This window comes from Bradyrhizobium oropedii, from assembly GCF_020889685.1.
Taxonomy (GTDB): Bacteria; Pseudomonadota; Alphaproteobacteria; order Rhizobiales; family Xanthobacteraceae; genus Bradyrhizobium; species Bradyrhizobium oropedii.
On the sequence record NZ_JACMYO010000004.1, the window covers coordinates 1 to 14,540 of the forward strand.

10 protein-coding genes and 1 pseudogene are annotated in these 14,540 nt (G+C 65.8%); 9 read left to right on the forward strand and 2 right to left on the reverse strand.

Annotation, left to right across the window (positions count from 1 at the left end; all coding sequences use genetic code 11):
• The 9 genes and pseudogenes from H8A95_RS02325 to H8A95_RS02365 form a co-directional block, all read left to right on the forward strand.
• A pseudogene (locus H8A95_RS02325) lies at window positions 1-826 on the forward strand (hypothetical protein); the annotation flags it as partial.
• Between the two features lie 1,224 nt (window positions 827-2,050).
• Window positions 2,051-3,172, forward strand: coding sequence for a c-type cytochrome biogenesis protein CcmI (ccmI, locus tag H8A95_RS02330; protein ID WP_229181611.1), 1,122 nt, complete (start codon window positions 2,051-2,053; stop codon window positions 3,170-3,172).
• 59 nt (window positions 3,173-3,231) lie between these two features.
• Window positions 3,232-3,729, forward strand: a complete 498-nt coding sequence (gene ccmE / locus H8A95_RS02335) for a cytochrome c maturation protein CcmE (RefSeq protein WP_229181612.1) — start codon at window positions 3,232-3,234, stop codon at window positions 3,727-3,729.
• Entirely contained in the window at window positions 3,726-5,711 is a 1,986-nt protein-coding gene (locus H8A95_RS02340; RefSeq protein WP_229181613.1) for a heme lyase CcmF/NrfE family subunit, read from the forward strand. The genes ccmE and H8A95_RS02340 overlap by 4 nt, the downstream gene beginning before the upstream one ends.
• The gene (locus tag H8A95_RS02345; RefSeq protein WP_229181614.1) at window positions 5,711-6,217 is read left to right on the forward strand and encodes a cytochrome c-type biogenesis protein; all 507 of its coding nucleotides are present in this window, start codon (window positions 5,711-5,713) and stop codon (window positions 6,215-6,217) included. The genes H8A95_RS02340 and H8A95_RS02345 overlap by 1 nt, the downstream gene beginning before the upstream one ends.
• 170 nt (window positions 6,218-6,387) lie before the next feature.
• Window positions 6,388-7,974, forward strand: a complete 1,587-nt coding sequence (locus tag H8A95_RS02350) for a Do family serine endopeptidase (RefSeq protein ID WP_229181615.1) — start codon at window positions 6,388-6,390, stop codon at window positions 7,972-7,974.
• 265 nt (window positions 7,975-8,239) lie between these two features.
• Complete coding sequence (locus H8A95_RS02355; protein WP_229181684.1) at window positions 8,240-8,920, forward strand: response regulator transcription factor; 681 nt, start codon at window positions 8,240-8,242, stop codon at window positions 8,918-8,920.
• Window positions 8,904-10,358, forward strand: coding sequence for a sensor histidine kinase (locus tag H8A95_RS02360; RefSeq protein WP_229181616.1), 1,455 nt, complete (start codon window positions 8,904-8,906; stop codon window positions 10,356-10,358). Before H8A95_RS02355 ends, H8A95_RS02360 begins: the two co-directional genes overlap by 17 nt.
• Window positions 10,355-13,318 carry a bifunctional [glutamine synthetase] adenylyltransferase/[glutamine synthetase]-adenylyl-L-tyrosine phosphorylase gene (locus tag H8A95_RS02365; RefSeq protein ID WP_229181617.1) on the forward strand — a complete coding sequence of 988 codons (2,964 nt, stop codon included), beginning with the start codon at window positions 10,355-10,357 and terminating at the stop codon, window positions 13,316-13,318. The genes H8A95_RS02360 and H8A95_RS02365 overlap by 4 nt, the downstream gene beginning before the upstream one ends.
• 178 nt (window positions 13,319-13,496) lie before the next feature.
• On the opposite strand, the gene H8A95_RS02370 is transcribed toward H8A95_RS02365, so the two are convergent.
• A complete protein-coding gene (locus H8A95_RS02370; protein ID WP_229181618.1) occupies window positions 13,497-13,718 on the reverse strand; it encodes a formate dehydrogenase subunit delta in 222 nt (73 codons plus the stop codon).
• A complete protein-coding gene (gene fdhD, locus H8A95_RS02375) occupies window positions 13,702-14,538 on the reverse strand; it encodes a formate dehydrogenase accessory sulfurtransferase FdhD (RefSeq protein WP_229181619.1) in 837 nt (278 codons plus the stop codon). The genes H8A95_RS02370 and fdhD overlap by 17 nt, the downstream gene beginning before the upstream one ends.
• Window positions 14,539-14,540: the final 2 nt, after the last annotated feature.

Consider the following 14,540-nt stretch of genomic DNA (forward strand, 5'->3'; position numbering starts at 1 on the left):
CGTGCCGAGCCAGATCCGGGTGTTTGCCGATTCCCAGATCGCCTCCGCCATGGATGCGCTCAAGCTGCCGTCGCTCCAGACGCCGCAGCTGCTGCCCTTCGCGCTGTCGTTGATTGCGCAGCGGCTCGCCGCGCCCTGGCAGATCATTCGCCTCGCCATCAAGATGGCGGCCTCCGACGACGAGTTGCGGGTTGCGGCAACGCCCTACGGCATCGCCGTCACGATCGCGCTGCATGATTTGTCGTTCGTCGCGGCCTGTCTCCGCACCGACATCAGGCGCGGCCATTTCGATTATGTCGGTGAGCAGCTCAAGACCCTGCATGACGGTGTCCGCGGCCTGCGCACCGAGCTCGACCTGCGCAACGACTCCACCTGGGGCCGTCAGCTGACGTCGGTGCGTGCCGATACCTCCAACGCGCTGCAATCGGAGATCGACAGCGTGCCGGGCCGGGTCCGCCGCATCCTGCGCCAGCGCGCCGACAAGGACATCACGGCCGGCGCCAAGATCGATCAGTCCGAGGTCGCGGATGCCGCCGCCCTGATCGATTTCGTCGCGGTGTGCCGCACCTATGCCAGCGAGCTCGCCATCAACGAGGTGACGCTGCGGACCTTCTCGGACCTGCAGCATTACGTCGAGCAGTCGACCGAGGGGCTGGTGCAGTCATTGCGCGGCGGCGACGCGCGGGTCCGGGCGTTCCGCCAGCAGCAGGTGAAGGCCGCGATCCGCTTCTGCGAGGTGCTGTTCGGCCATGACTACGCCTCCCTGATGAACCGGGCGGCTGAGAACGCCGTCACCGGCGAGCGCAAGTCGTCGCGCGCGGGGTAGCGCAGCCTGGGTACGGTTCGAATCGTGTTCGAGCGCTCCAAAATCCCACTTACCAAGTGGCTTGCTCTCTTCCTGATGACCGCTGAAATGGACCCCGTTTTTGGGACCGGAGGGTAAGTTGGAAAAGGGCCGCTCCGTTTGATAGACGGAGAGGGTCGTGCTCCGAGCGGAGCTTCAGAAGGAGCACGAATTGGTCGCTCCGGGAATCGTACCGTGCACTTGAGGTGCCCGGTGCGCACCCGTTAAAGAAGGCTCATGACGCGCTCGATGATGCTGTGCGCGAAGCTTATGGAATGACGAAGAAGGCGGGTGTTCTCGGTACGCTCTTGACCTTGAACAAAAAACCGTTGGCAGCAGAGGCAGCTAAGCAGCATGCGCGATAAGCCGTACCCGCAAAATGGGTCGACATACTTCTCGCAGATTTTCGGCTTGGGGTGGTTACTTACGGGGTGCTTTGCACTCGGCTTTCTCTTGCTCGGCAGCCTATACAACAGGAATCAAATCAGTCTTGAGCATGCGGTCGTAATTCTGCAAGCCTACTGGGTCGCATCTATTTTGTACTTTGCAAAAAGCATCTGCAATCATTTGCCGCGCTTCTACAGGGCGATACTCAAGAGAATGAGACTGTATACGTTCCTGAGGTGGTCCTTCCAATGGTACCTAGGATACACGCTGTTCTTCGGGTCATTTCTCATTTTTTTCTTTTCTTCGTTTAGGACCACCATCCCGCGCTTCATCGGGGATTACTCGATCAAGCTTCCTGCCGCCGCATATGGCCTCACTCTCCTCACGGTAGTGTTCCTGTTCACGATCGCGTGCAACGTTCTGGCCGAGTCGAGAGGGACGCGATGCTCGAAATAACGAGCAGTCGTCATCCTGACCGGATCACTTCCTTCACTGCGACGTAGTGTTCATGGCATTCGACGGTGAATTGGCTTCAGGCGAAGCGCCTGCACGATTTCGGAATAATGGAAGTGTGGCGCTGAGTTGCCCGACGTGTCAAGTCGTCATTCGCCTGCCGGCGGGCCGCCGGCTCCTTTGCATGGGGTTGTTTTCGATATTTTGGTCGCGTGCCTTCGCGACCGCCGGAACGGCACCGGAAAACCACCCGATTCCGACCTTCGGTCGATCCAGCAATTGTCAATTGCCGGGCTCGCCGCCGGTAGTGTAAAGCGATTCTAAGGCGGCTTGCCGGAAGCCGCCGTTCCATCCGGGAACCGCTTGATGACGCTGTGGTTTGTGTTCGCGCTGATGACGGTCGCGGCGATCTTTGCCGTGCTGTGGCCGCTCAGCCGCCGCGGGCGGGCGGATACCGGCGGCAGCGAGGTCGTGGTCTACCGGGATCAGCTCGCCGAAATCGACCGCGACATGGCCTCAGGGATCATCGGCGCCGCCGAGGCCGATGCGGCGCGGATCGAGATCAGCCGCCGGCTGCTGGCCGCCGCCGACGCGAGCGGACGTGAAGAACCGGTGCAGGGCAGTCTCAACCTGCGGCGCTCTGCCGCGATCGTGGCCCTGGTCGGATTGCCGGTCATTGCTTCGGGCTTCTATCTCGCGCTCGGCTCGCCGCGGCTCGGCGACTTTCCGCTCGCCGAGCGCAGCCGAGTGGCCGATGCCAACCAGCCGCTCGCCAATCTGGTCGCGCAGGTCGAGGCGCATCTGGAGAAGAACCCGACCGACGGCCGCGGCTGGACGGTGCTGGCGCCGGTGCTGTCGCGGCTTGGCCGCTACGATGATGCGGTCCGCGCCTATCGCAACGCCATCAATTATGCCGGAGACAGCGCCGATCGCCGCGCCGATCTCGGTGAGGCAATGATGGGGACCGCCGGCGGCGTCGTCACTGCGGAGGCAAAGGCGGAATTCGAGCGCGCGGTCGCGCTGAATGGCGACGATGCCAAGGGCAATTACTTTCTAGGCCTTGCCGCAGAGCAGGACGGCCGCAAGGCCGACGCCGCGGCGCTCTGGCAGAAGATGCTTTCGAAGGGGCCGCCCGACGCGCCGTGGCGGCCGCTAGTCCAGGCCGCGCTGGTACGGGTCGGCGGCACGGTACCCGCCGGCGTGGGCGCTCCGGCGCTGCCGGACGGTGCAATGGCCGCGGCGAAAGACATGAGCGAGGCCGATCGCGGCACCATGATCCAAGGCATGGTCGATCGGCTGGCGACGCGGCTGAAGACCAATGGCGACGATGTCGAGGGCTGGTTGCGGCTGGTCCGCGCCTATCTGGTGATGGGGGAGCGCGACAAGGCGATGAGCGCGCTCGCGGATGCCCGTCAGGCTGTCGCCAACGATGCGGACCGGTTGCGTCAGCTCAATGACGGGCTGAAGAATCTCGGGTTGGATGGATAGAGCATGACGCCGAAAAGTGCACCGCGGTTTTCGGATGATGCCATGCGCAAGGATAGGCCATGACCAGGAAGCAACGGCGTTTGACATTGATCGGCTGCGCGCTCGCCGTGCTCGCGATCGCCGCGGGCCTGGTGCTGAGCGCGCTGCGCGATTCCATCGTGTTCTTCTCGACGCCGTCGATGGTCGCCGAAAAGCATCTCGGCCCGGGCAAGCGCTTCCGCTTGGGTGGCCTGGTGGAACAAGGCTCGCTCAAGCGCGGCGACAATCTCGCCGTGACCTTCACCGTCGGCGACGGCGGCGCGACGCTGCCGGTCGCCTACAAGGGCATCCTGCCGGACCTGTTCCGCGAGGGGCAGGGCGTCATTGCGGAAGGCGCGCTCGATGGGTCAGGTGTGTTCCGCGCCGACACGGTGCTCGCCAAGCATGACGAGACGTACATGCCGAAGGACGTCGCCGACGCGCTGAAGAAGCAGGGCCATTGGAAGGACGATTACGGCGCCAAACCGGGCAACATGCCGAGCGCCTCCGCGGCGCCGACCCAGGGAGCCATGCGGTGATCGCCGAAAGCGGACATTATGCCTTGGTGCTGGCGCTCGCGCTTGCGCTGATCCAGTCCATCGTGCCGATCGTCGGCGCGCGCTGGCGCGATGCGGCGCTGATGAACGTCGCGCGCTCGACCGCGCTCGCCCAATTGCTGTTCGTCGCGGCGTCGTTCGCAGCGCTGGTGACGCTGCACGTCACCTCGGATTTCTCGGTCGCCAATGTCTACGAGAATTCGCATTCGCTGAAGCCGCTGCTCTACAAGATCACCGGCGTGTGGGGAAACCATGAAGGATCGATGCTGCTGTGGGTGTCGATCCTGGCGCTGTTCGGCGGCCTCGTCGCGGCCTTCGGCAACAATCTGCCGCTGTCGCTGCGCGCGCATGTGCTGGCGGTGCAGGCCTGGGTCGCCAGCGCGTTCTATCTGTTCATCCTGATCACCTCGAATCCGTTCCTGCGCATCGCCAACCCGCCGATCGAGGGACGCGATCTCAATCCGGTGCTGCAGGACATCGGCCTCGCGGTGCATCCGCCGATGCTCTATCTCGGCTATGTCGGTTTCTCGATCTCGTTCTCGTTCGCGGTCGCGGCGCTGCTGGAAGGGCGGATCGACGCCGCCTGGGCGCGCTGGGTGCGGCCGTGGACGCTGATGGCGTGGATCTTCCTGACGCTCGGCATCGCGATGGGCTCCTACTGGGCCTATTACGAGCTCGGCTGGGGCGGCTGGTGGTTCTGGGATCCGGTCGAGAATGCCTCGCTGATGCCATGGCTTGCCGGCACCGCGCTATTGCATTCGGCGCTGGTGATGGAGAAGCGCAACGCGCTGAAGGTCTGGACCGTGCTGCTGTCGATCCTGACCTTCTCGCTGTCGCTGCTCGGCACCTTCCTGGTGCGCTCCGGCGTGCTGACATCGGTTCACGCCTTCGCCACCGATCCGACGCGCGGCGTGTTCATCCTGCTGATCCTGTTCGTCTTCATCGGCGGCAGCCTGTCGCTCTATGCCTGGCGCGCGCCGGCGCTGAAGCAGGGCGGGCTGTTCGCGCCGATCTCGCGCGAAGGCGCGCTGGTGCTCAACAATCTGCTGCTGACCACGGCGTGCGCGACGGTGTTCATCGGCACGCTGTATCCGCTGGCGCTCGAGGTGCTGACCGGCGAGAAGATCTCGGTCGGCGCGCCGTTCTTCAATTTCACTTTTGCGCCTTTGTTCGTGCCACTGCTGCTCGCAGTGCCGTTCGGGCCGCTGCTGGCCTGGAAGCGCGGCGATTTGCTCGGCGCGGCGCAGCGGCTGATGGTCGCCGGCATCGCAGCGCTGGTTGCGATCGCGCTGGTGTTTGCGTGGACCTATGGCGGCGCGACCCTGGCGCCGCTCGCGATCGGGCTTGCGGCGTTCGTGATCATGGGTGCGCTGTGCGATCTCGCCGAACGCATCGCGCTGTTCCGGATTCCGCTGTCGCTCTCGCTGCGCCGCGCCCGCGGCCTGCCGCGCGCGACCTGGGGCACGGCCTTCGCGCATGCCGGCCTCGGCACAGCGCTGATCGGGATCGTCTGCGAGACCACCTGGAACAGCGAATATATCGGCTCCATGAAGCCGGACGACGTCGCCCGCGTCGCCGGCTACGAGCTGCGGCTCGACGGCCTGAACCCGCGGCAGGGGCCGAATTTCCGCGAGATGGTGGCGCAATTCACCGTGACCCGCGACGGCCAGACAGTCAGCGTGATGACCCCGTCGAAGCGCAACTTCACGACGCGTGGCGCCTCGACCACCGAGGCCGCGCTGCTGACCCGCGGCGCAAGCCAGCTTTACATATCGTTGGGTGATGCCTCGGCCGACGGCACGATCGCGGTGCGCATCTATCACAAGCCGCTGGTGCTGATGATTTGGTGGGGGCCGGTGCTGATGGCCTTCGGTGGCCTGTTGTCGTTGTCCGACCGCCGCTTGCGGGTCGGCGCGCCGAAGCCGGCCAAAGCCACCGCGCGCGCCTTGCAGGCGGCCGAGTGATGCGGTCGCGCGCGCTTGCAGCCGCCGCGCTTGCGGCAATTCTAATGCTCGGTGCGATGCCGGCCCGCGCCGTGCTGCCTGACGAGATCATGGCGGATCCGGCCAAGGAGGCGAGGGCGCGCGAGCTCTCCAAGGAGCTGCGCTGCATGGTCTGCCAGAACCAGTCGATCGACGATTCGGAGGCGCCGCTGGCGCGCGACCTCCGCCTGCTGGTGCGTGAACGCATCTCGGCCGGCGACAGCGACGCCCAGGTGATCGATTTCCTTGTGGCCAGATACGGCGAATTCGTGCTGCTGAAGCCGCGCCTCAACGAGCATACGCTGGTGCTGTGGCTGACCCCGCCGCTGGCGCTTTTGCTGGGCGGTTTTGCGCTCTGGCGCCTCGGCCGCCGCAAGGCAAATCCGGCCGCCGGCGGGGCTGATTCCGCGTCCGGATTGACGTCCGACGAGCAGGCGCGGCTGGAACGGCTGCTGGCGGCCGAATCCGCGCCGGACAAGCCGCTTTAGTTCCTTACTAAGTCATTTATTTGCCTGCGCTATTCTGCCGCAGCGCGGGTCGGCTCGATTACCAAAGTTTAATTCCGCAGCCAGCGCGCCGTAAGGCTGATGACCCCATGTTCAGACGCATCAGGTGCTTGCCCCGCACCGAATGATTCTGGCCCTGGAGATTTCAAGACATGACCGACCGTCCCGACCTCTCGACCCTGCCGTCCTACAAGGCGCCGAAGCGCTCGCTGTTCTCTGCCCGCAAACTCGCGCTGATGGCGTCGGTCGTGGCCGGCCTCGGAGCCGCCACCTACGGCCTCAGCCCCACGCACAATCCCGCCGACCTGTTCACGACGCCCGCACATGCGCAGGTCAACAACGAGGTCAAGAAGGTTCAGCAGCCGGTCGGGTTTGCCGACATTGTCGAGCGCGTGAAGCCGTCGGTGATCTCGGTCAAGGTCAACATTCGCGAGAAGGTCGCCAAGGACGACAGCGGCAATAACGAGGATTCGCCGTTCCAGCCGGGTTCGCCGATGGAGCGCTTCTTCCGCCGCTTTGGCGGTCCGGATGGCTTGCCCCCGGGTCTGCGCGGTGGACCGCGTGGCGGTGGCGTGGTGACGGGCCAGGGCTCCGGCTTCTTCATCTCGGCTGACGGCTTTGCCGTGACCAACAATCACGTCGTCGACGGCGCCGACAAGGTCGAAGTCACGACCGACGACGGCAAGACCTATTCCGCCAAGGTGATCGGCACCGATCCGCGCACCGACCTCGCGCTGATCAAGGTCGAGGGCGGCTCGAACTTCCAGTTCGCCAAGCTCTCCGACAGCAAGCCGCGCATCGGCGACTGGGTGCTGGCGGTCGGCAATCCCTTCGGACTCGGTGGCACCGTGACCGCGGGCATCGTCTCCGCCTCCGGCCGCGACATCGGCAACGGCCCGTATGACGACTTCATCCAGATCGATGCGCCCGTGAACAAGGGCAATTCGGGTGGTCCGGCGTTCGACGTGTCCGGTGAGGTGATGGGCGTCAACACGGCGATCTACTCGCCGTCCGGCGGCAGCGTCGGCATCGCGTTCTCGATCCCGGCCCAGACCGTCAAGAGCGTGGTTGCCCAGCTGAAGGACAAGGGTTCGGTCAGCCGTGGCTGGATCGGCGTCCAGATCCAGCCGGTGACCTCTGATATTGCCGACAGCCTCGGCATGAAGAAGGCCGAAGGCGCGCTGGTCGCCGAACCGCAGGCCAATGGCCCCGCGGCCAAGGCCGGCATCGAGTCCGGTGACGTCATCACCGCCGTCAATGGCGAGCCGGTGAAGGATGCGCGCGAACTCGCCCGCACCATCGGCGGCCTCGCGCCCGGCAATGCCGTGAAGCTGAACGTGCTGCACAAGGGTCAGGACAAGACCGTCAGCATCACGCTCGGCCAGTTGCCGAACAGCCTGGAAGCCAAGGCTGACACCGACAACAGCGACAAGGGCAATTCGTCCCGTGGCACCGACGTGCCGAAGCTGGGCCTCACCGTGGCACCTGCCAACAGCGTGGCTGGCGCCGGCAAGGAAGGCGTTGTCGTGACCGAAGTCGATCCCAAGAGTGCTGCCGCTGAGCGGGGCTTCAAGGAAGGCGACGTGATTCTCGAGGTCGCCGGCAAGTCCGTCGGCACCGCCGGTGAGGTGCGCGATGCGATCACCGCGGCGCGCAATGACAACAAGAACAGTGTTCTCATGCGCGTGAAGAGCGGCGGTTCGTCGCGCTTTGTGGCAGTGCCGCTGGCCAAGGGATAACTATCTATGAGTTGGAGAGCGTCGCCGGCATTAGTCGCCCCGCCGACGGCGCTTTCCGGGGGGCGGGCCCCTTGCTCGCTCCCTATGTTGCCTTTCGATGGAATATGCCCCCCTCCGTCGGAAGGTCTCAGGGCGGTGGAGTCCCCCAGCTTCACCGCCCACTTTTTCCCAACAATTCGAGAATACGCGCGGTCGTCTTGCATGTGCAGGCCGGCCGCGCCATGCTGACAGAGGGCCCATTCCCGTGACTGCAACCGCTCCGCAAATGCGTATCCTGATCATCGAAGACGACCGCGAGTCAGCCGACTATCTGGTCAAGGCATTCCGTGAAGTCGGCTATATCGCGGATCTCGCCTCCGACGGCGAGGAAGGGCTGTCGATGGCCGAATCCGGCGATTACGACGTGCTGGTTGTGGATCGCATGCTGCCGAAGCGCGACGGGCTCTCGCTGATCGGCAATTTGCGCGACAAGGGCAACCGGACGCCGGTCCTGATCCTCTCGGCGCTCGGCCAGGTCGATGACCGCATCAAGGGCCTGCGCGCCGGCGGCGACGACTATCTGCCGAAGCCTTATTCTTTCGCCGAACTGCTCGCGCGCGTCGAGGTGCTGTCGCGGCGCAATGTCGGGCCGGCCGAGGAGACCACCTACAAGGTCGGCGACCTCGAGCTCGACCGGCTGTCGCATCGCGTCGCCCGCGGCAAGGATGAGCTGACCCTGCAGCCGCGCGAATTCCGTCTGCTCGAGTATCTGATGAAGCATGCCGGGCAGGTGGTGACGCGCACGATGCTGCTCGAGAATGTCTGGGATTATCACTTCGATCCGCAGACCAACGTCATCGACGTCCACATCTCGCGGCTTCGCTCCAAGATCGACAAGGGTTTCGAGCGGCCGCTGCTGCATACCATCCGCGGCGCGGGGTATATGATCCGTGACGGCATTCGGTAAACTGATCCGGACCACGGCGTTTCGGCTGACGCTGGTCTACCTGTTCCTGTTCGCGCTGTTCGCCGCCTCGCTGCTGGCCTATTTCGCATGGAACACGCGGCGGCTGATCACCGAGCAGATCACGACGACCGTCAACGTCGAGATCGGCGAGATCACCGCCATCTATAATCGCCGCGGCCTGCACGGCCTGCTGACCACCATGGGCAATCGTGCGCTGCGGCCGGGCGCCAACCTCTATCTGTTGACGGCGCCGAACGGGCAGGCGCTGGCCGGCAATGTCGGCTCGCTGGCGCCTGGCGTGATGAGCGTCCAGGGCTGGAGCGAGACCGCCTATCGCCGGATCGACGACCAGGACAAGACCGATCACCGCGCGCTGGTGCGGGTCGCCGAGATGGACAACGGCTTCCGTCTGCTGGTCGGGCGCGACCTCGAGGAACGGCGGCGGCTGTTCGGCATCGTTGCCAAGGCCGCGCAGTGGTCGATCCTCGTCGTCGTCGTGCTCGGCATCGGCGGCGGTATCTTCGTCGCCCGCCGCGTGCTGCGCCGGATCGACGCCATGACCGGCACCACCAAGCGGATCATGGCGGGCGATCTGTCCGGCCGGCTGCCGGTCGGCCGCAGCGGCGACGAGCTCGACCGCCTCGCGGAAAATCTCAATGCCATGCTGGAGCGCATCGAGGCGCTGATGACGGGGCTGAAGGAGGTCTCCGACAACATCGCCCACGACCTCAAGACCCCACTGACGCGGCTGCGTAACCGCGCGGAGGAGGCACTGGCGCGGTCGGGCTCCGAGACCGACTACCGCGCGGCGCTGGAGCGGACGATCGAGGAATCCGACGGCTTGATCCGCACCTTCAACGCGCTGTTGATGATCGCGCGCGCCGAGTCCGGCCAGGCGCGCGGCAACATGGACGATTTCGACGGCGCCGACGTCGCCAACGGCATCCACGAACTGTACGAACCGCTGGCCGAGGACGACGGTATGACGCTGCAGGTGAAGACCGCGCCGGCACCGATTCACGGCAACCGCGAATTGATCAGCCAGGCGGTCGCCAACCTGGTCGAGAATGCCATCAAATATGGCAGGCCCGACGCGGGCGTCGAGCCGATGAAGGCCGATGCGCGCGAGATCCTGATCGAGGCGCGGCGCGAGGGCGATCAGGTCCTGCTCAGCGTCACCGACCATGGTCCCGGTATCCCCGAGGGCGACCGCAAGCATGCCGTGGAGCGCTTCGTCCGGCTCGAGGCGAGCCGGACCTTACCCGGTTCCGGCCTCGGCCTCAGCCTGGCCTCGGCGGTTGCCACGCTCCATGGTGGCGAGCTCAGGCTTGGCGATGCCCATCCGGGGCTGGTGGCGACCCTGGTGCTGCCGGCGCGGGCGGGCGGCAGTGACAGGCTTGCGGCTCAAACGCAGGATGTGCCACAGAAGGCGGCATGAATGCCGCCGCGCCGGGAAACGCGGACCGACATCGTCTGGCCGCGCGGTTCGCGGACGGGCCGCATGTCGCCGCTTCCTTATCCGCCGATCAGCGCCTGACCGACTGGTTCGCCGAGCTCGAGCCGGCGCAATCGGCCGCGCTCGCAGCGTTGCTGGAGCATCCGTTCGCGCGGGACATCCTGCGCGGCATCGCCGAGTTCTCGCCCTATCTGTTCGAGCTCGCACGCGCCGATGCCGCGCGGCTGATCCGGGTCCTGTCATGCGACCCGGAACAGCATCTTGCCGGCCTGATCGAGACGACCTCGCGCGAGGTGCTCGCCGCCGCCAGCGAAGCCGACGTAATGGTTCTGCTTCGCCGCATGAAGGCGGAGGCCGCGCTGATGATCGCGCTGTGCGACATCGGCGGCGTCTGGCCGGTGATGCGGGTGACCGCGGCGCTGACCGACATTGCAGTGAATTCGGTGCAATCGGCGCTGCGATATCTGTTCCGGCAGGAGGTCGCGCGCGGTCGCATGACCGCCGCCGACCCCGAACATCCCGAGATCGGCTCCGGCCTGATCGTGCTCGCGATGGGCAAGATGGGCGCGGGCGAACTGAACTACTCCAGCGACATCGACCTGATCGTGTTCTTCGATCGCGCGGCCACCTCGCTCGCCGAGGATATCGAGCCGCAGCCGTTCTTCGTCCGCGTCACCCAGGCGATGGCGCGGATGCTGCAGCAACGCTCGGGCGAGGGCTATGTGTTCCGGGTCGATCTCAGGCTGCGCCCGGACCCGGCCTCGACCCAGGTCGCGATCTCGACAGACGCGGCCTTGCATTATTACGAGCGCGAAGGCCGCACCTGGGAACGCGCCGCGATGATCAAGGCGCGGCCCTGCGCCGGCGATCCCAAAGCCGGCGAGGCGCTGATCGGCGAGCTCGCGCCGTTCGTCTGGCGCAAGCATCTGGACTTTGCCGCGCTGGCCGACGTCCACGACATGAAGCGGCAGATGCAGACCTATCGCGGCCAGAGCGAGATCTCGGTCGAGGGCCACAACGTCAAGGTCGGCCGTGGTGGCATCCGCGAGATCGAGTTCTTCGCCCAGACCCAGCAGCTGATCGCCGGCGGCCGCCATCCGGAGTTGCGGGTGCGGCCGACGCTGGAGGCGCTCAATGTGCTCGCCGACAGCAACTGGATCACCTTCGAGGCGCGCGACGAACTGACCACGGCCTACGAATTCCTGCGCCGCGTCGAGCATCGGCTGCAGATGATCGCCGACGAGCAGACCCATTCGCTGCCCGAAGCGCCTGAAGACGTCGAACGCTTTGCGCGTTTCTTCGGCTACGAGAATCGCGAGGCGTTCGCCAAGGACCTGCTTGGTCAGCTCAAGATCGTGCAGAACCATTACGGCAAGCTGTTCGAGGGCGACGATCCGACCGGAAGCGTGAAGCTGCCGGATGTCGACTACGGGGCGGGCCCCGAAGAGGGTCGCCTGATCGAGCATCTCGCCAGTCTCGGCTTCAAGAAGCCGGTCATGGTCGCCGGCACCGTGCAGCAATGGATCGAAGGTGATTATCGCGCGCTGCGCGTGGAGGCGACGCGTGCGGCGTTCCTGGAGTTCATTCCGGGCCTGATCGACGGCCTCGCGGATGCCGAGGAGCCGGACGATGCTGTCGCGGCATTCGACCGTTTCCTGGGCGCGTTGCAGCGGGGCGGGCGGCTGATCTCGCTGCTCAGCCAGAATCGCGATTTCGTCGCGCTGGTGGCCTTGATCCTCGGTGCGGCCCCGCGGCTCGGCGACATGCTGGCGCGGCAGCCGCAGATGATGGACGGCCTGGTCGATCCACGCTTCTTCGGCGCGATGCCGGACAAGAAGGAGCTGTCGGAGCGGCTTGCCGCCACGCTGCAGGACGCCTCGTCCTATGAGGACTTCCTCGATCGCCTGAGGCTGTTTGGCCAGGAGAGCCTGTTCCTGATCGGCACGCGGATCCTGTCCGGCACGGTGTCGGCGCAGCACGCCAGCACGGCCTTTGCCGATGTCGCCGAAGGCATCGTGCACACCGTGCATGGCCTCGTCACCGACCAGTTCGCCGCGCAATATGGCCGGATCAAGGGGCAGGAGACCGCGATCGTCGCGATGGGCCGGCTCGGCAGCCGCGAGATGACGGCGTCCTCCGATCTCGATCTGATCACGCTCTACGATTTCGACAGCGAGGCACCGGACTCCGACGGCGAGCGCTCGCTGCATGGCGCGCAATATTTCGCCCGCTTCACCCAGCGACTGATCAGCGCCTTCACGACCCGCACCAATTACGGCGTGCTCTACGAGGTCGACATGCGGCTGCGTCCATCCGGCCGCGCCGGCCCGGTCGCCTCGCGGATCGACGCGTTCGCCGACTACCAGGAGCGCGAGGCGTGGACCTGGGAGCACATGGCGCTGACCCGCGCCCGCGTGATCTCGTCGTCGCCGGAGTTTCGTGAGAGGATCGAGGCGATCATCCGCAGCGTGCTGACGAGACCGCGCGATGCGGCGTCGACCGCGGCCGATGTTGCCGACATGCGGCGCGCGATTGCGCTGGAGAAGGGCGAGGACGACGTCTGGGACCTCAAGCTCGCCGCCGGCGGGCTCGTCGACATCGATTTCATCGCGCAATACCTCCAGCTCGCGCACGCGTCAGCGAAGCCGGAAATCCTCAGCGTCTCCACGTTGCAGGTGCTCGAGCATGCCGCCAAGCTCGGCCTGCTCGGCCAGTCCGAAGCCGAGATATTGCGCTCGGCGGCGCGGCTGTATCATGACCTGACGCAGATCCTGCGGCTGTGCGTCACCGGCAAGTTCAATCCGGAGACGGCGGGCGAAGATCTGCTGCGTGTGATGGCGCGGGCCGGCGACACGCCGGATTTCTCCGCACTCGAAGCCCGCCTGCGCGAGACCCAAAGCGAGGTGCGCCGCGTCTTCAACGCGATCGTGGGCGGGGGGTAGGGCACCCAACGAACTGAATCCCGTCATCCCCGCGCAAAGGCTTCGCCTTTGTCGCTGGAGGTGCGAGCTCTTGCGAGCCTCGAAGGATGCACGGCCACCAGCCGGGCCGTCGACCCTTCGAGACGCCGCTCCGCGGCTCCTCAGGGTGACGGTGAAAGAGGGTTGCGCGCGTTGCTCGCTACGCCTGCTGCTTCAGCTTCTGCAGCGCGTCGAGCACATCAGGGTCGAGGCCGGCGCCGCCGGCGTCGAGATGGGCGAAGATCTGCTTGCGCATCCGCGGATCCCAGAACTTCCAGATGTGCTCGGAAATGCCCTGCACGGCGCGGTCGCGGCCCTGGCTGTGGAAGAACTTTCCGATCTGGTTCGCCATATAGACCAGTTTGTCAGGCGACGACGACATACGGGGACTCCTTGCCGGGCACCGCGCCTGTGACGCGTTCCGGATGCGTAAAGATTTCAAATCCATCGGCGCGGGCGATCGCGGCCAGCGTGATGCCGGCGGCATCTGCCATCCGTACCGCAAGCGCGGTCGGCGCCGACACGGCAGCAATCAGCGGTGCACCGATCGCGGCAGTCTTCTGCACCATTTCGACCGAGACGCGGCTGGTCAGCAGCACGATGCCGTCGCTCGCGTCGATCTTGTCGCGGGCCAGCGCACCGGCGAGCTTGTCGAGCGCATTGTGGCGACCGACGTCCTCGCGAAGCGCCACGATGCCGCGCGTGGCGGTCCAGAACGCGGCGGCATGTACGGCGCGGGTCTGGTGATTGATCTCCTGCAGCGGCGCGACCGCCGCCACCGCGGTCATCATCTCGCGCGGGGAGAAGACGCGGCCGGCAGGCACCACCGCGGCCGGCCGGACTGCTTCGCTGATCGAGTCCAACCCACAGAGGCCGCAGCCGGTCGGGCCGGCAATGTTGCGCCGCCGCTCGGCGATCCGCTCGGCCTTGTCAGGCTTGAGCCACATCCGCAGCTCAATGCCGTCGTCGAGCTCGACGATGTCGAGGGTCTCGATCTCGTCGGCCGACTGCACGATGCCTTCGCTCAGGCTGAAGCCGACGGCGAAGTCGCCGAGGTCCTCGGGCGAGCCCATCATCACGGCGTAGGTGCCGCCGTTATAGGTCAGCGCCAGCGGCGTCTCTTCCGGGATCAGGCGCGCGCCGTCGCTGAAGACGCCGTCGCGCCAGACTTTTCGGTTCGCCTTGTGGACGGGCTCGCGCATCG